The following is a 20,856-nucleotide window of genomic DNA, read 5'->3' as shown; positions in this document are numbered from 1 at the left end:
ACAGCGTAGCGTACAATCTAATATAGATACGGGGAGATAGAGATATATCAAAGCCGTAATCAGAAGCTTAACTGGCTCAGGCCCCTCGGGGTAGATCCAACTTGTTCATTTATTCAGCCAGCTAATGCGGAAATGTCAGATAAATTCCATCATTATCTGGCTGTTGTTTGAAGGACAAGGGCATGAGCTCTTGATGTGTTATTTAAAAGAATCGGGAGAAGCGTTATGAAAAGAGGAAAAATCGCTACTTTAATGGCAGCCTTCGGCTTATTGATGCCAGTTGCCACCGGCGTTGTTCAAGCAGATACTACTGACAGCAACTATACTAGTGACAAGCCTAGTGAAGTAAAGGTTGCTATTCACAAGTACAAGACTACTAGTGATCTTTCAGGCAAGACTAAGCAAAACCAAGACTTTGCTGAAAAGTCTGCTAGCGACATTAAGGGCTTGCTTGGCTTAACTGATAACGACGACATTGCCCCAATGTCAGGCGTTGTCTTCAAGTGGTTCAAGGTTGAAGATGATGCAACCGCTGCTAGTCTTTCAGGCATGAGTCTTGAACAGTTGGAAGCTAAGTACAAGACTACTGGTACGGTAACTACTGATGAAAATGGTTTGGCAGAACAAACTGTATCATCAGACAACTACGGCAAGTACTACTACGTCGAAGTAACCAAGACTGAGGGCTCATTTGATACTGCTCCATTCTTGCTCGAAGTTCCATCTTACGTATCCGGCAAGGGCTACGCTAAGACGATGAACGTTTACCCAAAGAACAAGGTTACTACTCCAACCCCTGGTAAGGACGTTAACGAACTTGGTAACAACGACGCCGGCGCCAAGGTTGGTGACGAAGTTAAGTGGTACCTGAAGGGTACGATCCCAGCCGATATTGCTGACTACAAGACTTACGAATTTGAAGATACTTTAGACAAGGCTTTGGACTACGTTGGTAAGGTAAAGGTAACTGTTGGTACTCAAACTTTAGAAGCAACTACTGATTACACGGTTACTGCACCAGCTGATAACAATGGTACCCTTAAGGTTGCTTTGACTGCTGCCGGTAAGAAGAAGGCAGCAGCTGCTTACCAAAAGGCCAACGGCCAAACTCCAAGTGCTTCAGAAATCCAAGACATCAAGGAAAACACTGACTCTAAGCCATTTGTAGAAGTTGAATTTACTACTAAGATCAACGAAAAGGCTGTTTCTGGTAAGCAAATCGACAACAAGGTCAACCTGCACTACGAAAACAACGGTAAGCTTAACGGCAACCCAGAATCCGACAAGACTGAAGTCCACACTGGTGGTGTACGCTTCGTAAAGAAGGACGCTGTTAGTGGCAAGACTCTGAAGGGTGCTGAATTCGCACTGTACGAAGCAGATGGCAAGACTGCTGTTAAGTGGACTGACGAAATGCGCAAGCTTAACGCAGACGCAATTGCAACTGGCAAGTTCAAAGATGTTGAAACTGGCAAGGATGTTGTTATGGTTTCAGGCGACGACGGTTCATTCGAAATCCAAGGTCTGAGCTACGGCGAAAAGGGCCAAGACAACAGCAAGGCTTCAAGCAAGTACGTTGTAAAGGAAACTAAGGCTCCAGAAGGCTACAACCTTCCAGACAACGCTACTACTGAAGTAACTGTTAGCGCTAAGTCATACTACGAAGACCCAACTGATGTAACCTTGACTAAGGTTGAAGGAACTACTATCTTGAACAACAAGACTCCTAACCTGCCAATGACTGGTGGTATCGGTTCAGCAATCTTCGCAATCTTAGGTCTGAGCCTTGCAGGCTTCGGTGCTTTCGAAATCAAGAAGCGTCGTCAAGCTTAATGAGCTAGATCAAATACAAAATACCAAGTAATTAATCTCAACTAAAATCACTAAAAGCGTGAAAGCTCCGGCTTTCCGCTTTTCTAAAGCAGTGAAGCCGCCCTGATCTTCGCTGCTTCAGAAAGGCAATTAGCATTTAGAGTATAAGGAGGGGATGATCTTGACAAAGAAGCTAAGCAGGCTGCTATTCTTGATCAGCTGGGTCTTTTTCCTGGCGTTTTTACCGCAAAAGGCGGGCGCTGAGGAATTAACGATCGTTAACCCTCACCAAGATCATGCGGACCTGGTTTATAAGGGCTGGAAGGTCGAAGTCGGTTCTGATACCGAAAACCTTGTGGCTGATTTGAATAAAAAGACGACGACTGAATTAGATAAAGACTACGAAGTTGCCTTTGAAAAGAATTTGCCAGCAGGGACCAATGAGCTGAACTTGACCCTGAAGCCGGGGACTTACTATGTCCGCGAGCTTAGCCAAAGAAGCCTCAAGAGTCAGCCGCTCTTGTTTACCCTGACGGATTCTGCCCAAAAGATTACGATTTACACTAAAGATGAAGAAGTGCCTGGTGAAGTTGAACTGACCAAGCTGGGCTATGACAGTACTAGCGATAAGACTGGCACTAAACTGGCCGGCGTTACCTTCTACCTTTACCGGGACGGGACCACCGAGCCGTTAAGAGTAGATTCTTCCGGCAAGGTGTCAACCGACACCCGGGATGGGCAAACTTTGACTACTGACAAGAATGGTCAGATCAAGGTTACCGGATTATTGCCCGGGAAATATTACTTTGTAGAGCAAAGTACTTTGTCTGGCTACAAGAAGACCACTGACAAGCAAAGCTTTACGGTCAAGACTGGGCAAACCACTACTTTGACGGTGAAGAACTACAAGAGTCCAGTTCCGTCTAAGCCGGTAACGCCGTCGACGCCATCGACTCCATCGAAGCCGTCTACGCCAACTAAGCCAAAGACGCCTTCTACGCCGTCGACTCCGACTAAGCCATCTACGCCCGTACCTTCCAACCCTCAAAAGCCATCAGTGCCAAGCCTGGCAAAGCAGATCAAGAAGTACCTGCCGCAAACCGGTGAAGCCAAGACCAAGATGGCCCTGGTCGGTTTAGTACTGATCGCGATGGCAGTTTACCTGATCGTCTTCGATCGCAAAAGAAGAAAAAAGAAAGAGTAAAAGACTTTTCTAGGGTAAAATAGTTAATAATGAGATGAATAACTAGCTCCCCTGAAAGCAGGAAAATAATGAAAGAAAAGAAAAATAATAAGAAGCAAAAAGGGTCAGTTTGGCCCTTTATTTTGCTTTTAGTCGCTGGTTTAGCCCTGATTGGCTATCCTTTGTCCGGTCAGGTCTACAACTTTTACCTGTCCCACCAAAAAATTCAGTCTTTCCAAAAGGCAGCCAGCAAGCTGCCAAGCGCAGAAGTGAAGAAAAGATTGAAGCTGGCCCGGGCCTACAACGAGTCGCTGCTATCGCCAAGTCAAAAGGCGGCAATTGTCGACCCTTTTAGCAGTAAAGAAGAGGCTGCTGGCCGCGCTGCTTATGCCAAGATGCTGGAAGTGAAGGAAAACATTGCTTATTTAGACATTCCTAAGCTCCACCAAGAACTGCCGGTTTATGCCGGGACCAGTGAAGACGTTCTCCAAAAGGGGATTGGCCACTTGCAAGGCAGCTCCTTGCCGGTTGGGGGCAAGAGCACCCGGACGGTTTTGACCGGTCACCGGGGCCTGCCAAACTCTCGCCTGTTTACTGACCTGCCAAGAATGAAAAAGGGCGATGTTTTTTACATCCACAATCTGGGGCAAGTCTTGGCCTACAAGGTCTATAAGATTGAAGTCATCAAGCCCAGCCAGATTGAAAAGCTGAAGATTGAAAAGGACAAGGACTTAGCAACGCTGCTCACTTGTACGCCTTACATGATCAACACCCACCGGCTTTTGGTGACGGGTTACCGAATTCCGTACCATGCTAAGGATGAAAAGCAGGCACAAGACAATAGCCGCAAGCAGCTCTACCTGATTATCGGGGCGATTGTCTTATTAATTCTGTTGCTCATTCTCTTCATTTGGTGGAGAAAGAAGAAAAAGAAGGAAAAAGCCCAAAAAGAGCAAGAACTAGCTAAGGGTAAAGAACAAGAAGCACTAGGTGATGGTCATGAGCAAGAAGACAAATAAGCCAAGTAAAAAGACCAACTGGATTGCTATCGTCTGCTTCGTGATCGGAATCGCCATGCTGGCTTACCCCCTAGGCGCCCAGGGCTATTACCGCTACTTGTCCAGTAAAAAGATCGTTTCCTTCCAAAAGGCGGCCAAGAATATCCCTTCGGCCCAGGTCCAAAAAAGACTTTCCTTGGCCCGGGCCTATAACGACAGTCTTTTGACCAAGACCAGCTTGTCTGACCCTTATACGGTCAAGCAAAAAGAGGGTCGTCTGGCTTATGCCAAGATGCTGGAAGTGCACGAAATGATCGGGACCATCAAGATCCCTAAGATCAACGTCAACCTAGCCATCTACGCCGGGACTAGTGAATCTGTCTTGCAAAAAGGCGCTGGTCACTTAGAAGGGTCCTCGCTTCCCGTTGGGGGCAAGAGCACCCGGGCAGTCATCACGGCCCACCGGGGATTGCCCGATGCACGGCTTTTTACCGACTTAAATAAAATGAAAGTTGGCGACAAGTTCTACATTACCAACTTGTCGCGGACTCTGGCCTACCAGGTTGACAAGATCCAGGTAATTACGCCGAAAAACATCTCTGCCGTCAAAATCGAAAAGGGGAGAGACCTTGTAACGCTGCTCACTTGTACGCCATACATGATTAACACCCACCGGCTCTTAGTAACAGGCCACCGGATTCCTTACCATCCAAAAGAGGCGAAGAAGGAAGAGCGAAATGGACAAATGAAGGCTTGGCTCAAGCTAGCCTTGATCATCCTAGCCTTCCTGGCCCTGATCGCCCTCTTTATCTGGTGGACCAAGCATAGACGCGGTAAGAAGGGAAAGGGTCAAGCAAATCAAGACGATGTAAAAGAAAATAAAGAGAACTAGCAGAAATTGCCGCCCTTGTGAAAAAATCCTGCAAAGAATGCTAAAATAAAGGTAAATAGTCTTTTTGAAAACAATAACAGGTGAATCAAAGTGACGACAACACAAATTTGGATCAATCTATTTGCAATACTAGTAATCTTTATCTTTGCCGCCTTCTTTGTAGCGGCAGAGTTTGCCCTGGTGCAAGTCCGGCCAAGCCAATTGGAGGATAAGATTGCCAATGGGGAAGGCAATGTCAAAAAGCTGAAACGCGCTTTGAACATGTGCCACAACCTGAATGAATATCTGTCTACCACCCAGGTGGGGACTACCTTAGTTGGGGTTGTCTTGGGCTGGTTTGGTGCAGACACCTTGGCAACGATTTTTGAAGACCTTTTAAGGCTGACTCCTTTGGCAGAAAAGGTGGTTAATTCCGTCGGGGCCTTGCTCGGGGTGATCTTCTTGACCTACTTGGAAGTGGTTTTAACGGAAGTGGTGCCGAAAAACATTGCCATTGACGCGCCCGTCAAGATGCTGATGTGGATCGTAACGCCCCTTCACTACTTCCACACCCTGGTTTATCCTTTCGTTTGGCTGTTAAATGTCAGCTCCGAAGGGATCTTGAAGATGATGGGCTTCCAGCCAGCTGATGAAGAAAACCAGGTATATTCTCAATCAGAAATCATTCGCTTGAGTAAAAATGCCGTGCACGGCGGGGCCCTAGACAAGGAAGACCTGACTTACATGGAGCGGGCCTTCCAGCTAAACGACAAGACGGCTAAGGACATCATGACCGACCGGACCCGGCTGACAGTGCTAGACGCTACCGAAACGGTCAAGGATGCCCTGGTCAAGTACTTAGACGATGGCTACAGCCGGTTCCCAGTAGTGCGTGACAACGACAAAGACGACGTGGTCGGCTACGTTTATGCCTACGACATCGTGCAGCAAAGCCGCAGCGACGATAGCGTCCCAGTCACCCGGGTCAACCGGACCATTATTACCGTGCCAGAATCCATGGCCATCCAGGACATCTTGCGCCTCATGATTTCCAAGCACACCCCAATCGTTTTGGTGGTTGACGAATACGGCGGCACCAGCGGGATCGTGACTGACAAGGACATCTATGAAGAGCTCTTTGGGTCAGTTAAAGATGAAATCGACGATGTGTCTGACGACTACATTATCAAGGACGCTAACGGGAACATTCGGGTTTCTGGGAAGACGACTCTCTACGACTTTGAGCGCTACTTCCACCGCAACCTCAAGTCCTTCCAAAACAGCGACATCATCACCATCGGCGGCTACATGATGGAAAGATTCCCTGACTTAAAGAAGGACGGACAGGTCGAATTTGAAGGCTTCCGCTTCACTTTAGCCGATGTGCAGCAAGGATTTATGCGCTGGTTTATCGTGGAAAAGCTAAATACAGACAATCAAACTGAAAAAGAAGAATAAAATTCTGAAAAAAGGAGGACTTTAAGTAAAAAGCCCTCCTTTTTGATTGAATTAATGTTATAATCTGAATATATCAAAATTACAGAGACAAAATCGAGGGACACTAATGAAAAGTATTCATGATGCAGTTGATCACAAGTTGTACAGCGAAGACGACATCGCTAAGATGAACAAGCGCCTTGGCGAACAATTGACCAAGGACTACGCTGGCAAGCGCGTCTTGGTTGTTGGTGCTTTGAAGGGTGCCATCTTCTTCTTGACTGACCTCTTGCGGCAAATGGACGTTGAATGCGACATCGACTTCATCGATGTTTCTAGCTACGGCAACGGGACTGAATCAAGCGGCAAGATCACCGTTACCCACGACTTGGAAGCTGACGTAACTGGCCGCGACGTTTTGATCGTGGAAGACATCGTTGACACTGGTCTGACTTTGAAGTTCATGAAGGACGAATTGGCTCGCCGCGGCGCTAAGTCAGTTAAGTGCTGCGTGCTGTTGAACAAGACTGCTCGCCGGACCACTGAAGTGGAAGTTGAATACTACGGCACGCATGTTGGCAACGAATTCGTTATCGGCTACGGCATGGACTTTGCTGGTTTGTACCGGAACCTGCCATACATCGGCGTCATCAAGCCAGAAGTTGTGGAAGAATTCTCCAGCAAGCACGAACACGACTAAAGCCTAAAAATTTTTAGATCAAAAAAGGAGTTGAACTAAGTTCAACTCCTTTTGTTTTCTTTTTATGTTTCTTTGATTCTTATTAGCGTATTAGTGCATTTTCTTCCAGTAGTAGATCGGCAAACCAAGCAGGGTAATGCCTAGGCCAATCACGGAAAGGTTAAACTGGGTAAAGAAAGTCATGACCACGATAAAGGCCCCGCCCAAGATGGCAATGAGAGGAATTACCGGGTAAAGCGGCACCTTGAAGGGCCGGGATAATTCTGGTTCTCTTTTTCTCAAAACGATCACGGCGATGGCCAAGAGGGTGGTGAAGGTCCACATGACGAAGACCAGCATGTCGGTCAAGACGGTGAAGTTGCCGAGCAGGATCATGATGATGGCGACCGCGTTAACTAAGAAGGCGGCAAAGACCGGCACCCCGGTTCTGATCGAAGCCTTGCCCAGCTTGTCTGAAAAAGGCAGGCGGTTATCCTGGGCCAGGATGTAAGGCGTCCTGATCCCGGTCAGCATAAAGCCGTTGGCGGCCCCGTAAACGGAGATGAGGATCCCAGCGGTGACTAACTTCCCGCCCAGCTGGCCAAAAATCCCCATCGAAGCGTAGTAGGCAGCATTGGCATTGCCCATGATTGACTTGAAGGGCAAGACCGCCATAAAGGCATAGTTGACTAAGACGTAGACGGCGGTCACCAGGCTGAGGCCCAAGATGATGGCCCGGGTCAGGTCGCGTGTCGGATTTTTCATTTCCTTTGCCAAGTTGGTCACCGTGATCCAGCCTTCAAAGGCAAAGAGGGCAGACAAGAGGCCCTGGCTCATCCCGGTTACCGGGTTAGCCGCATTAACCGTAATCGGCCACAGAGGCACTGGATTATGCTTGGTGAAAAAGACTGCCCCCACAATCAAGGCCAGGGGAATCAGTTTTAAGACGGTCACGACGGATTGCATCCGAGCCGCGACCTTGGTTCCCAGCAGGTTGATCCCCAGCAAGAAGAGGCCCAAGAGGATGGCAATGGTTTTAGCTGACACGCCTTCTAGGTTAAAGAGGGCGATGAACTGCTGGCCAAAAATCGAGGTCAAGGCCGCAATCTGCGCTGGGAAGTAAACGATCATCTGGGCCCAGCCAAAGAGGAAGCCCCAGACGTGGCCGTAGCTGTAGTCCAGGTATTCGATCGCGCCGTTAACGGTTAGAGAAGACGCTAGTTCAGAGATGGTCAAGCCTGAACAAATGGAAATAATGCCGGCGATGATCCAGACCAAGATAGTGGCAGAAGGCGAGCCAACCTGGCTGGTAATGGTGCCGATTTTAAAGAAGACGCCAGCACCGATGACTGATCCAATCACGGTCGCCAGGGCTTGGCCAAAAGAAATCTGTTTTTTCACTCACAATACCTCAAAAAGTTATTTTTCCATAAACACTACTATTATACTAGAAAATCTTTTTTGCCTAAAGAATCTTTCCTCTTGGTATCGTTCGCTTTCTTGGTTAAAATGTTACTGGGAGGCGCGGCATGGACCAGGCAAGGCATTTTCATCATAAGGCAACCCTGCCAGCAATTTTGACTTTATTGCTGGTGACGGTGGGCCTGCTTTTTTACGGTATTTATCATTATACAGACCAAACGACCTTGCCTAGCGGGTCAAGTCAGAGCTCAATCGGCGTCTTGCTAGAGGAAAGCAGTGCCCAAAGGCTCAAGCAGCTGCAAAAAGGAGGCATCTCCTTTGTCTACTTAGCGGCAAGCAGCGATACTGATTCGGAGGTCAAGCTAGTCAAGCAAACCAAGCTGGCTTATGGGATAATGGTAAATGTCGATTCTCAAAAAAGCGCCAGCCAGCAGGTGGCTAAAGTCGAAAAGCAGGTCAAGTCTTTTGGCAAGTTGCCCATTTTGCTCGATACCGGGCAAAGCGACTTGGACGCAGCTGGTCTAACTCGCCTTAGCGAAATGGCCAAGCTGCTTCAGGCCAAAATGCCGAAGCAAGAAGTGATGGTCAATGCCAGCAGGTCGTATGTCGACCTTATGCCAAATGGCATTAAATTTTTAGCCACCAGCCAAAAGACGCCAAGCCGCTTAAAGTACTGCTTTTGGCAGTATACGACTAAGGGACACGTAGCGGGAACCGGCTTTAGCCACTACACCATGTACGCCTATCTAGGCACCAATCAGCAATATAAACAGAAATATGGACAATTAACGCAATGAACTTAGAAGAAAAACACGCGCAGATTCAAGCAATTTTGCAAAAGGAAAAGAAAGACAAGCCAACGCTCATTCAAGAGCGGACCTATGACGCCATCATTAACGGCGCTAGCCTCGTTGGCTTAGCCAAGACGGGGACGGGCAAGACCCTGGCTTACGCCTTGCCCAGCATTGAGCGGCTAGAAGCAGGGCAAAAGAACGGTTTGGTGATCTTAGCGCCAACGACGGAATTGGCCGTTCAAATCCGTAACGTGGTTCAGCCCTTTGCCAAGGCTCTAGACTTAAAGGCCCTGGCCTTAGTTGGTGCCGGCAACCGGCAAAGACAAGAAGAAAAGCTGAAGAAGGGGCATGCCGAAATTATTGTGGCCACGCCAGGCCGCTTTTTTGACTTTTTCTCATCAGGAAGAATTAAGCTGGGACAAATCCAGACCCTGGTCATCGATGAAGCTGACGACATCCTGGAATTTGCCAAGCTGGAACTGCTCAGCTCATTAGGACAAAATCTGCCTTCAACTAGCCAAATCTTGCTCTTTGGGGCTACTGAATCCAAGATCACGAAAGACGCCGAGAGTCTGTTTGGCCGGAATTTCTTGTTAGTTGACGTGCGGCCTGACCAAGGGAGTCAAACTGCCCACTATTTCTTGCAGGTGGACAATGACCACAAGCTAGAATACCTGCAAAGACTGGTTAAGGTGGACGGCTTTAGAGGGATCCTCTTCTTTGACTCTAACGAAGCTATGCTGCACTTTGCCCGGATTTTTGGCCACAGCAAGACCCAGTTTGCGCTTTTGGCCACTAATTTCTCTAAGGACAAGCGGCAAAAGGCCATCCAGGACCTGGTTAAAGGGAAGGTGAAGCTGCTTTTAGCAACTGACCTGGCAGCCCGGGGGCTGGACATTCCTAAACTGACCTACGTGGTCAACTATGAATTGCCAAGTGATGAAAATACCTATCTCCACCGGGCTGGCCGGACCGGGCGGATGTCTAAGAAGGGCTATGTGGTGACCTTGGGCAATGACCACGACTTGCGGAATCTCAAAAAGCAGTTAGGCGAGCAGATAGAAGTGTCCCGGGTCTACTTTGCCGGCTACAAGCTGAGCACCGATAAGCCGGAGAAGAAGGAGAAGGCAGAAAAAGACAATAATGATCTTAATTCTGCAGTCGATCGAGCAGATAATGGTAGATCCTCTGCTAAAAAGGGTAAAAAGCAAGAACAAAAGGGCAAGAAGGCCAAGCATAAAAAACGCAAGAACAAGAACAAGGGCTACCACCCTCACTACTTAAAGAAGGAAAAGGCCAGTGAATAAGCTGATTGACTTTTTAGAAAAACACCTCTTGCCCCTGGCACAAAACCTGGCTTCAACCGGCTGGCTGGTGGCTCTCAGGGATGCCTTTATCTCCACCTTGCCCATCTCTTTGACCGGGTCAGTGGCGGTTTTGGTCAAGTCCTTGATCATTGCAGCTAAGCGCGATCTTGGCTGGAAACTCTTTTACCAGCTCCTGTCGCCAGCCGTCGACATCTGCAACTTCGTCTGGCGGGGGAGCGTGGCTATGTTTGCGCTCTTCTTTGCCCTTAGCTGGGGCTACCAGCTGGCTAAGAACTGCGAAGTTGACCCTCTTGGCGGGGCGATGACCTCGGTCTGTGCCTTTTTGATGAGCATTGCCAACTATGCCTACCTCTTTAAGGACCACCAGAAGATCAAGTTGGACCAGGCTTTTAACATCAGGCAATTGTCAACGACGGGGATGTTCACGGCCTTGCTCTTTGGGGGGCTAGGCGTGGCTATTTACGTTCTCCTCATCAAGGCCCGGATCAGCCTGCATATTTCTGCCAGCATGCCGCCTGAGCAGGTGGTGGCCTTTGAAACGGCGATCCCGGTCATGCTATCGCTCTTTGTTATCGGCGGGCTCAACTACCTCTTTCAAACAGCAACGGGTCTGTACTTTGGCGACTGGCTCTTAGAGATCATCCAAAAGCCCCTGGTCAACCTAGGGCAGGGCTTTATCATGGTCTTATTGGTGACGGCTTTGACCCAGATATTCTGGTTCTTCGGCATCAACGGGACCAGTGCCCTGGCGCCGGTGATTGGGTCCATCTGGGCAACGGCGCAAAATGCCAACTTGCTGGCGGCAGCTGATGGAAAAACGATTCCGTATCTATGGACCAGCAGCTCCTTTATCATCTACGGGGTGACGGGTTCCTGCTTGCCGCTGGTCATTGCGACGCTGCTGAAGTCCCAAAGAAGCGACCGGCGGACTTTAGCTAAATTGGCCCTGGCGCCAGCTGTTTTCAACATCAATGAACCGGTTCTCTATGGTCTGCCCATCATCTTGAACCCGGTCTACTTCATTCCTTTCGTGACGGCACCTTTAGCTAATGTATCCTTGTCTTACCTGGTAACCAAATTGGGCTGGGTCAACCGGGTTCAGGCCTCAGTGCCAGGCATCATGCCGCCGATTGTTGGGCCATATCTAGCCTGCAACTACGACTGGCGGGCGCTCCTTTTGTCCATCGTTAACTTGATCATTGCCGTCTTGATCTGGCTGCCCTTCGTCAAGGCTAGCGACCGGATGGGCGAAAAGCGTCCAAGAAGCAGCTTCTACATGCCTCAGTATTAATTAAATAAGGTATTTCAAGGCTAAAAGACTAGCAATTTAGGCTAATTTTTTGTAAAATGAATTGTGTTCCATGACTCGGTAGCTCAGTTGGATAGAGCACTGGTTTCCTAAACCAGGTTGTCGCGAGTTCGAATCTCGCCCGGGTCATCGCCAATTTGTAAGGCTCTCAAGCTTGGCTTGAGGGTCTTTTTTATTACAAATCGAAAAATACTAAATGGTTCTCTGCAGACTGATTATTCACCAATATTACTACACTCACATTAAAGAGATTTCCCAATTAATGGGAAATCTCTTTTGTGTTACTTTTACGGATCGTGGCAGTATTAAAAGACAAGAAATATGTTAAACTTAATATAAGGCTTTTTGTGCGCTCTAATAATCTTAAAGCAAATAAAGAATGACTTTACACTTATAGCAAAATATTAAGTTAATGTTTATGTGGAAGAGCTAAGTTGATATGTTTAGTAATGATTTAAAAAGTACCGTTAGAAAAATTAAAGATAGTCACAACTATGGGTGGGATGAATTAAAAAAGCAGTATTCCGTTCTTAAAAGTACGATCGAAATTGTTACAAATTGTAGCCTGTCAGAATCGGAATGGGATGGTTTAATCTCTGAACTGGAACACGAAGACTTTGTGAATAAGTCTAATACGATTAGCTTGTCTAGTAACTATGATAACGATTTAAAGTTATCTGACTATAGATACTCGGCTTGGCCATTATATCGAGATTCTTTAAAGGCTAAAGGTTGGTCTGATAAATCTATCCAAAATTTGACTAATAGCGTTTCCGATATTTTGAAGCAGCTACAAACCGATAATTCAGAACCGTTTGCATGTAAAGGCTTGGTTGTTGGTGACATTCAGTCGGGAAAGACTGCAAATATGACTGGTCTAATTGCTAATGCAGCTGATTCTGGCTTTAATTACTTCATTATTTTGTCTGGGATGATCGAGTCATTGCGAAAGCAAACAAGTCAACGGATTAGAAGCGATTTGACCACCGATGGCAGTACGAATTTGCACTGGAAGATTATTGACAACCCGTCATTACGACAACGTGAATTCCAACTTGAAAATTTTGATTTTCGTAAAAACTCACACAATCGCTATATCACGGTTTGTTTAAAAAATTCAAAGCGATTAAAGGCACTAAAGAATTGGTTAACATCAAATCGAGCTCAACAAGAGCAGATGAAAGTATTAATCATCGATGATGAAGCGGATCAAGCAAGTATTAATACCAAGAATATTGACAAAGATGAGAGAACGGCCATAAATCAAAGTATCCTGGATATAGTTAACGATCGAAGATTCGGTGCTATGAATTATGTGGCTTATACTGCAACACCATTTGCAAATGTGCTTAATGAAGCAGGTGAGAAGAGCCTTTATCCAAAAGATTTTATTGAACTTCTTGAGCCTGCTGAAAATTATATTGGTGCCTCGCAAATTTTTGGGACTTCTGATCCGGAATTAAGTCCGGGGCTTCGTATTGTAAAACAGGTATCTGATCACGATGCTTTAGTTTTAAAATCACCATTAAACCAAAAATCAATCTCTATACCAAATAGTTTAAAGGATGCGATTAATTGGTTTTTACTATCTGTTTCTGCAATGCGAAGTTATAACTATCGTAAGCCGATTTCGATGATGATCCACACAAGCTTCAAGATTGCTGATCATAAAGAAATGGCAAAATTAGTTAGTGAATATCTGTTGGATCTGAAACGAAGCTATCCTAGCTATAAAGATAAGCTTAGGAGCTTCTATGAAAGCATTCAAGATGATCTGTCTCTGGATCGTTTCTTAGCGGTGATGACAGAATATACAAATAAAGACCAAATTCACGATTATCCGTCTTGGGATGCTGTTAAAAACGAGTTGGAGTACCTTTTAAATCTTTCTGATCATGAGTTTATTACCAATATTCAGACTGATGAAAAGGGGGCACTAACATATGGTAACGGAATCCACCTGTGTGTTGATAATAGTGATACAAAGGGATCAAGTGATGATTCAGTTACCAGATTAATTTATCCAGATGAAGTAGCAAGTGATAAAAAGGCACCAGCCTTCATTGTAATTGGTGGTAATACTCTGTCCCGTGGGTTAACCATACAAGGCTTGGTTTCTACTTATTTCTTAAGAACAACTAGTCAAGCTGATACCTTAATGCAAATGGCGAGATGGTATGGGTTTAGAATTGGCTATGAATTATTTCCTAGAGTTTGGATGGATGGTAAGGCCATAAAGCGTTATAGCTTCCTGAGTCAAATGAACTTTGAGATGCGGGAAACTTTGGCCACTTATGCTATTCGCGGTTTAACTCCGAAAGAGTTTGCCCCAGTCATTAAAGAATGCCCAGAATATCAACTGGTTCGCGTAACTTCTAATAATAAGATGCAAGGGGCTGTTCCCACTAGTTTCAACTTCTTGGGGGTTAGTCCACAAACAACCGCTTTCGAAAATGATCTGGAGTTTTTGCAAGGGAACATCGACGCAACCGAAAAATTCTTAATGAATCTTCCGAAAAATAGCGTTCAATCCAACGGCAACATTGTTTGGAAGAATATTCAGTCTGAAAAGATTATGGAATATTTAAACGAGTACCGAACGCTAGATAGAGATCGGACTATTACTAATATTCCAAACGTTGTTAAGTGGTTAGATAGCAATTTAGGTGACCAAGGCGAAACAATGCCATGGGATAAGTGGAATGTAGTTTTGGCCGGCCCTTCTAGAACATCTGTAGAACCATGGAGTTTTGGCGACTATCAAGTTAACAAGGTTTGCCGTAGTAAAAAGCCTGATACCGGTAATATTTTGGATATCGGCGTTTTAAGAGGCCCAAGCGACCTATTAGCTGACATCACAGATGGTAGTTTAACTAAAGAGGAAAAAACGTCTGCTGCAAGACCTGAAAAAATGCGGCAAACTCGGGAAAATCATGGCTTGGGTTTAACACCACAATTGTTGATCTATTGTATCGACAAGGATTCAAAACCACAACGGAACACCAACCGCTTAGTGCTAAATGCAAAGGCAGATGTAATCGGGCTAAGTATCTTAATCCCTGGTGTTGCAGAAAATAGTAAGCAGAATCATATAAATAAAATTCAGATTGATCTTAAGCGCTTCATCGAAGAAGATTCAGATCTATCTGATGACGCAGTCGAGGAAAATTAAGGAAAAGAAAATGAAGATAAAGATTGCAAGTAACGATTCCCAGAGCATGGCGCAATCTGGTGATTCAATTTTAAGATCTTTGCAAAATACAGACTTCTCTTATGCGGATATTATTGTAAGAGAAAGTTTGCAAAATTCACTAGATGCAACCTTGCCAGAATCTAGCGATACCCAAGTGCGGTATTCTTTAGGAGATTTTGAGAGTGAAGAACTTAGCTCAAACTTTGAACAAGTCTCTACCAAATTAGCAAATTATTACCCTGGAAAACAACGCTTCTTGGCAATTAGTGATCGAGGCACAACTGGCTTAACAGGTGAATACTTAACTGATGACAAGGCAGCACTTGACCGAAGTAACTTTCAAAAACTAGTTTTTAGTATTGGTAAGAATCAGGATCAAGATGGTGCCGGTGGTAGCTGGGGGATGGGTAAAACCAGCTACTTTAGAATCGGTTGTGGTATCGTAATTTATTACACTAGAATTCGGCTTGAGGGAAACAATTTTGAAGAAAGACTGGTTGCTTCTCTAATCGAAAATCCTAAGAAACAAAACTGCTTGTTAGATCAAGATCAGCGTGGTATTGCTTGGTGGGGTACTTATGGAACTGAAGATCAAGAAACCTTGCTACCAATTACCGATCATGATGAAATTGAAAAATTCTTATCCATTTTTGGCTTAGAACCATATCGAGCAAATGATACTGGGACAATGATCGTAATTCCGTATTTGCAAGATGATTTGACGGGCAGAAGTGAGGAAACTATCGGTGTACCCTGGAATCAGAATTTTGGGGATGCAATCAGAATGGCTATTCAAAGATGGTATGCTCCAAGATTGGCAAATCCAACTTATCACGATACTACGGGGAATTCTGTACTTTACTGCTTTGTAAATGATGAGCCGATCTATCCGCTTGATCCAATGTTTGAATTAATCCAAGATTTATACAATGCTGCCGCAACTGGTGAGAGTGAAAATTTTGAAATTAATATTCAAGAAGTTCGTTTGGCAAAGAGAGCTTTTGCAGAAAATAATGGGTTAGCAGGGCGAGTAGCATTTATTCAGTTACAGGCTGATCAAGATAAGTACCCCCTGCATCTATCTCCATACTCATATGTAACGTCTGAGGGAGACGAGGATAATTTGCCTCGGCGGATTCTAGCTTTTACTAGAAAACCCGGCATGATTGTTAAGTATGATATCGATGGTCATTGGACATTCAGCGTAAAAACTGAAAGTAACTTTGTAGCATTTTTCGTGCCCAATTCAACTGAAAAGATGAACAAAACTCTGCAAGAATCTGGCTTTAGAGACTTAGAAGAGTACTTACGTAAATCTGAAAAAGCAGATCATGCGGATTGGTTTGATAATAGTGGGGCAACTGTCGTTAGTCGTATTACGAGGAATACTGCAGCCGCCATTAGGGAAGCATTAAAGGGTGAGGACGCCAACCATCGAGTTCATATTTCAGATCGTTTGGCTAGACGCTTTAGCAACTTAGTTCCTAAAGCGCACGGTAAGGGACCAAGTCAGCGTCCGCCTAAAACACCAGGTGCTAAGAAAGAAAAGACTGTGCATCTTAATATCGATGAGTCTTATCCATGTGCACCAAATAAAATTAAAGTTGTTTTCTCAGGCTATATTCGCTCTAAGGCAGTAATTTCACTTGGTATTCAATCCCAAGATGGTCGTTTAACTAAGGCAAAATGGGAGAAAAATTTTGACAAACTAGAATTTCCTGCTTCTATTTCGAGGGCAAACGTAAAATCAGTCGATAATTGGGAGTCAGATGAAGATCAGTTGGTTCTTGAAAACAAGGAGCCAACAAACTTTACTGGGGAAATAACAGTAAAGCTAACAAGTAAAGAATATCGTGTGGATGTTAATATCCAACAAGTAAAGTAGGGGGGCAAAAATGGCAAGTAATGAAATTAGTTTGTATCGCCAGATAGGCACCTCATTGATTGAAGAAGCCGGTATTAGATATGAGTTACCAGAGCTGTTTTATGTTTCTACTGAAGGTGAAATGGTAGAAATGAATGATCTCCAAAATAATGATGAGGTCATTGAAGTTCGAGATGATAATTGGGCTCCTCAAGATAATAATTTAATTTACAACCAAAAGTTTATTATCAATAATCCATCAGCTTTGTTTGGTACTGAAAAAGTTACTGATTCGACAAATAAATTGGGGCTGGCTGCTCATATCTACTCAAAAACATCATTCTTTCAAGAAACGCTTTTTTGTGATGGTGATATTGTCGATAGTGATGATGAGCAAATTATCTCTTTTAAACACACTTTTGATGCTGATACTTTGAGAGGACAGGTATATCTTGACTTCTTTATTTATCTCAAGGAAGTCTCAAAGAAAAATGATTTCCAGGCTTCGTTAGCTGGCACTAACCTGTGTCAAAAGGATATCTACAAAGCTGAATTACTGATTGATGGCGAAGGCTCCGTCTTTCCGATTACTGAAAATGAGATCCCAGGTGGCCCGTTGTGGTCTGTTAAAAAATTATGGGTTGACCCTTCTGTTGAAGCCTTTGATACAAGTTCTGTTCAGATTGAGGTTAACAAGGCAAACCCTCTTTTAGAGCAGGCGATGAATGGTAAAACACACGCTTCTGCTGAATTAATGAGCCAGATTTTACTAGAGTCTATTTCATTGATTATTTCGCAAACATTAGATGACATGGAAAAACAAGATTTGAAATTTGAAGATGCTACAGAGGGTTCTGTGCTTGCGATTGTTGAAGAGTGGATCAGGGTTTACAATATTCAAACCGATAATATGATGACGATTTTTAACAGTCTTCAAAATAGTGATATGCACCGTCAGTTAATTGAATCAGGGGATGAGGAAGATAATGATTGATTGGAATATTAATTACTCACTCGGTGCTGCTGATGCCGACTTTCAGAAAATCAAGGTTAAGATTGAAGAAGTCACCCCGATTGATTTAAATGATGATTGGATGGCTTTAAGAGACGAATTAATTGGTGCAAGAGATTCAGTATTTGAAGAATATGGCTTTGATCGTTCTCAAAAACTAGAATATAGCTTCGATGTCTTATTTGGATTAAAGCTTTTTCAGATCTTAAATAAGCAATCAGGTTTTGGTCTTCGGCAAGCAAGCGATGATAACATTTGGCGCTTTTTATCTGTTAGAGTTGCCCCTGATATTGTGCATTCACGTTTCAACCTTAGTGAAGATCACTATTACCGCATGAGTAGACGTATTTGGCTAAAAACTATTTGGTGGTACGTGTATTTGGCATGGACTGGTGAGGAAGAGTCAACGTGGGAATTATTAAAGAATGATACTACTGACACGATTTTGCAATTAGTTGAAAGACCTGGACTTGGCTATTATCGAAATGTTGATCACGAAATACTGATCCAAATTGCAAAATATCGAAAAGATGGCGGTAGCGATGCTACTACCATCTTTAGAGAGGTACTAAAATTGAATACCGCTCGGCTTACCACAACATCACCAGAATTGATTGACGGTGGGGTTCAAGCCTATGTCAAGTCTTTGTATGACTCAGTGATTAACGGAGACTAAAATGCTGCTTTACTCAGAGTTATATGATAAAATCGTAAAGCAGTTTGCTACTCGATATAGCAGATTGAGAGTAATTACTGGCTATTCATCAGCTGCTTTTTTGTCATATCTTCATAAAGAATTTCCTGATTTAGAGATCGATATCTATATCGGCATGGCTAAAGATGGAGTAACAAAAATAGACCATCAGGGATATTGTGATCTATATGATGAAGGGGTTAGAGTCTATTATCATGTAGCAACTCCCAAAAACCACCAAAAGGTCATCGACTTTTACAACGATGAAGGAAGTCATACAAGCTTTTTAGGTTCAGCTAACTTTAGTTTTCGAGGATTAGATGAACAAGAAGAAGTAGTAACAACGATTGATGAAGATGTTAGCTTCTTATTTAACCTAGAATTAGCTCAATGTCTTCCATGTATTGATCCAAGAGTGTTGCAAAAAATACCCTTGGTTGATAATAAACCTAATGACGATGATCCTAATTTGATCAAAGAAGAAACTCATACGCCGTATGAAGTTGATGATGAATTGCCTAATTATACCAATAGTATTTTTATGAAGGTAAATGAGAATACAAGATTCGAGATTGGACAAGTAAAGGTTTCTTTGATTTTTGACAAAATTGAACCTGAGAAGAATGGAATAAATGCTACAGAGCCATATGTAAGCATTGTTGACACTATTTCCCCAAGATTACCAGAAGACAGTAGTTTTGACCTAAAGATCGGGAGAAAGACTTATCAAGCTAAGCGTAGTGGTTTACTTAACCGTAATATATATTTAATAAATGGTAACTGGAGAGATATTGTTTGTGATTATCTAAAGATTCACAATTTTCCTATCTCATTACAAGATTTAGATAAGAGACGTTGTCATAATCTTTTATTGATTCCCATCACTTCAAAAAAATTTGAAGTGAAATTTTTAGTAGAGGAGGGGTAACTATTATCAGGTTAATAGAAACGTTCAGTGGTATTGGCGCCCAAGCGCAAGCACTGGATAATATTGGTGCCGATTTCGAAGTGGTTGCTACCTCTGATTGGGAAATTGGTGCTATATATGCCTACGACATTATCCATAATGGTAAGCAGAATTTAGAAAATTATCGTCATCATACTAAGGAATCTTTGCTTGAGATACTATCTCAATACAACCTCTCTAGTAACGGGAAGAAGCCAATGTCCGACACTGCGCTTAAAGGAATGACAACCTTACAGTTAAAGACCTTGCTAGCTGCCATTCATCGAACAAATAATTTGGTTGATATTACGTCAATACATGCTAGTGCATTGCCTGATGCTGATGTATTAACGTACTCTTTCCCATGTCAGGACTTATCCGTTGCTCGGCATTGGCATCACAATACTGGTGGGATTGACCGTTCTGCACATAACCGGAGTTCTTTGCTTTGGCAAATTGAGCGACTACTTCATGAATATGTGGGAATTGGCAAAGAATTACCGCGTTTCCTATTAATGGAAAATGTTAGTGCTATTTTAAACAGAAAAAACATTACCAACTTCCATGAATGGTGTTCAGTCTTAGAAGGTCTGGGATACATTAATCAGGTATATACCCTTGATGCACGAGATTTTGGGGTGCCACAATCCCGTAGAAGAACGTATATGTTAAGCGTTCGTGTCGATTCACCTAAGCAAAAAGAAGATGTAGAATTATATTTCCTATCTCATAATTTAGAGGATATCAGCCTTCCAAACGATAAGATTAGACCGGTTGGAGATTATTTGCGCTTAGACTATACAAACGAAGTGTATCGTAAAGAGGCAATAGAGAGTACGCCAAACTATACGCCATCAAGAGAGAGAATTTTTAATAATAGTCGTAAGCTTGCTACTGATTCTAAGCCAAACAATGATATTGTTGCAGGAACAATTACGACCAAACAAGATCGTGATCCAAATTCGGGGATCGTGGTTTATGATAAAGAAATTCTTACTGAAAATAATACTCACTATCGCAATTTAACGCCTAGAGAATGCTTCTTATTGATGGGGTTCCAGGAAAGTGATTTTGATGCACTAATGGAAAATAACAAGGAAGTTCGACAGGGTGTAAATCTACTAAACAATGCAGAGTTAATTAAATTAGCGGGAAATAGTATTGTCGTTCCGGTTTTGGAAGAAATTTTTAAACAGGTTGAAGATATTCAACAGATTGTTTAAGGCTCTCAAGCTTGGCTTGAGGGTCTTTTTTTTGCGTGTTTTTCGCTCTTTTTAACAAATCCAACTTCTTTCAAATTTATTAAAAAAGTCA

General features: G+C 43.8%; 16 protein-coding genes and 1 tRNA gene. 16 read left to right on the top strand and 1 reads right to left on the bottom strand.

Annotation, left to right across the window (positions count from 1 at the left end; all coding sequences use genetic code 11):
* Positions 1-225 precede the first annotated feature (225 nt).
* The 6 genes from ACI4WN_RS03185 to hpt all read left to right on the top strand — a co-directional run bounded on the left by ACI4WN_RS03185 (position 226) and on the right by hpt (position 7,001).
* Complete coding sequence (locus ACI4WN_RS03185; protein ID WP_439776934.1) at positions 226-1,833, top strand: SpaH/EbpB family LPXTG-anchored major pilin; 1,608 nt, start codon at positions 226-228, stop codon at positions 1,831-1,833.
* A 160-nt stretch (positions 1,834-1,993) separates the two neighbouring features.
* On the top strand, positions 1,994-3,016 hold the full coding sequence (locus tag ACI4WN_RS03180) for a SpaA isopeptide-forming pilin-related protein (protein WP_439776933.1): 1,023 nt from the start codon (positions 1,994-1,996) through the stop codon (positions 3,014-3,016).
* 68 nt (positions 3,017-3,084) lie between these two features.
* Positions 3,085-4,014, top strand: coding sequence for a class C sortase (locus tag ACI4WN_RS03175; RefSeq protein ID WP_439776932.1), 930 nt, complete (start codon positions 3,085-3,087; stop codon positions 4,012-4,014).
* Positions 3,995-4,885: a class C sortase gene (locus tag ACI4WN_RS03170; RefSeq protein ID WP_439776931.1), complete on the top strand. Its 891-nt coding sequence runs from the start codon at positions 3,995-3,997 to the stop codon at positions 4,883-4,885. Before ACI4WN_RS03175 ends, ACI4WN_RS03170 begins: the two co-directional genes overlap by 20 nt.
* Before the next feature lie 90 nt (positions 4,886-4,975).
* Entirely contained in the window at positions 4,976-6,322 is a 1,347-nt protein-coding gene (locus ACI4WN_RS03165) for a hemolysin family protein (protein ID WP_439776930.1), read from the top strand.
* 106 nt (positions 6,323-6,428) lie between these two features.
* Complete coding sequence (gene hpt / locus ACI4WN_RS03160) at positions 6,429-7,001, top strand: hypoxanthine phosphoribosyltransferase (RefSeq protein ID WP_439776929.1); 573 nt, start codon at positions 6,429-6,431, stop codon at positions 6,999-7,001.
* Positions 7,002-7,091: 90 nt separating this feature from the next.
* Here the strand turns inward: hpt and ACI4WN_RS03155 are convergent, their stop codons facing one another.
* On the bottom strand, positions 7,092-8,381 hold the full coding sequence (locus ACI4WN_RS03155; RefSeq protein ID WP_439776928.1) for an APC family permease: 1,290 nt from the start codon (positions 8,379-8,381) through the stop codon (positions 7,092-7,094).
* Between the two features lie 128 nt (positions 8,382-8,509).
* On the opposite strand from ACI4WN_RS03155, the gene ACI4WN_RS03150 reads away from it, so the two are divergent.
* The 10 genes from ACI4WN_RS03150 (at position 8,510) to dcm (ending at position 20,765) form a co-directional block, all read left to right on the top strand.
* Positions 8,510-9,199, top strand: a complete 690-nt coding sequence (locus ACI4WN_RS03150) for a hypothetical protein (RefSeq protein ID WP_439776927.1) — start codon at positions 8,510-8,512, stop codon at positions 9,197-9,199.
* A complete protein-coding gene (locus ACI4WN_RS03145; protein ID WP_439776926.1) occupies positions 9,196-10,503 on the top strand; it encodes a DEAD/DEAH box helicase in 1,308 nt (435 codons plus the stop codon). Before ACI4WN_RS03150 ends, ACI4WN_RS03145 begins: the two co-directional genes overlap by 4 nt.
* Complete coding sequence (locus ACI4WN_RS03140; RefSeq protein ID WP_439776925.1) at positions 10,496-11,815, top strand: PTS sugar transporter subunit IIC; 1,320 nt, start codon at positions 10,496-10,498, stop codon at positions 11,813-11,815. The genes ACI4WN_RS03145 and ACI4WN_RS03140 overlap by 8 nt, the downstream gene beginning before the upstream one ends.
* A gap of 72 nt (positions 11,816-11,887) precedes the next feature.
* Positions 11,888-11,962 (top strand) — tRNA-Arg (locus ACI4WN_RS03135).
* A 310-nt stretch (positions 11,963-12,272) separates the two neighbouring features.
* The gene (locus ACI4WN_RS03130; protein ID WP_154486290.1) at positions 12,273-15,005 is read left to right on the top strand and encodes a Z1 domain-containing protein; all 2,733 of its coding nucleotides are present in this window, start codon (positions 12,273-12,275) and stop codon (positions 15,003-15,005) included.
* Positions 15,006-15,015: 10 nt separating this feature from the next.
* Positions 15,016-16,911 (top strand): hypothetical protein, encoded by a 1,896-nt coding sequence (locus tag ACI4WN_RS03125; RefSeq protein ID WP_439776924.1) that lies wholly within the window; start codon positions 15,016-15,018, stop codon positions 16,909-16,911.
* Between the two features lie 10 nt (positions 16,912-16,921).
* A complete protein-coding gene (locus ACI4WN_RS03120) occupies positions 16,922-17,884 on the top strand; it encodes a hypothetical protein (protein WP_439776923.1) in 963 nt (320 codons plus the stop codon).
* Positions 17,877-18,578 carry a hypothetical protein gene (locus ACI4WN_RS03115; RefSeq protein ID WP_439776922.1) on the top strand — a complete coding sequence of 234 codons (702 nt, stop codon included), beginning with the start codon at positions 17,877-17,879 and terminating at the stop codon, positions 18,576-18,578. Before ACI4WN_RS03120 ends, ACI4WN_RS03115 begins: the two co-directional genes overlap by 8 nt.
* A 1-nt stretch (position 18,579) precedes the next feature.
* On the top strand, positions 18,580-19,524 hold the full coding sequence (locus tag ACI4WN_RS03110) for a restriction endonuclease PLD domain-containing protein (protein ID WP_439776921.1): 945 nt from the start codon (positions 18,580-18,582) through the stop codon (positions 19,522-19,524).
* Positions 19,525-19,604: 80 nt separating this feature from the next.
* Positions 19,605-20,765: a DNA (cytosine-5-)-methyltransferase gene (dcm, locus tag ACI4WN_RS03105; protein ID WP_341464650.1), complete on the top strand. Its 1,161-nt coding sequence runs from the start codon at positions 19,605-19,607 to the stop codon at positions 20,763-20,765.
* The last annotated feature ends 91 nt before the right edge of the window (positions 20,766-20,856 follow it).

Origin of the sequence: Lactobacillus sp. (assembly GCF_051893255.1) — a bacterium.
Classification (GTDB): domain Bacteria; phylum Bacillota; class Bacilli; order Lactobacillales; family Lactobacillaceae; genus Lactobacillus.
The sequence above is the reverse complement of the archived record's forward strand: the minus strand, read 5'-3'. Positions and strand labels throughout refer to the sequence as shown.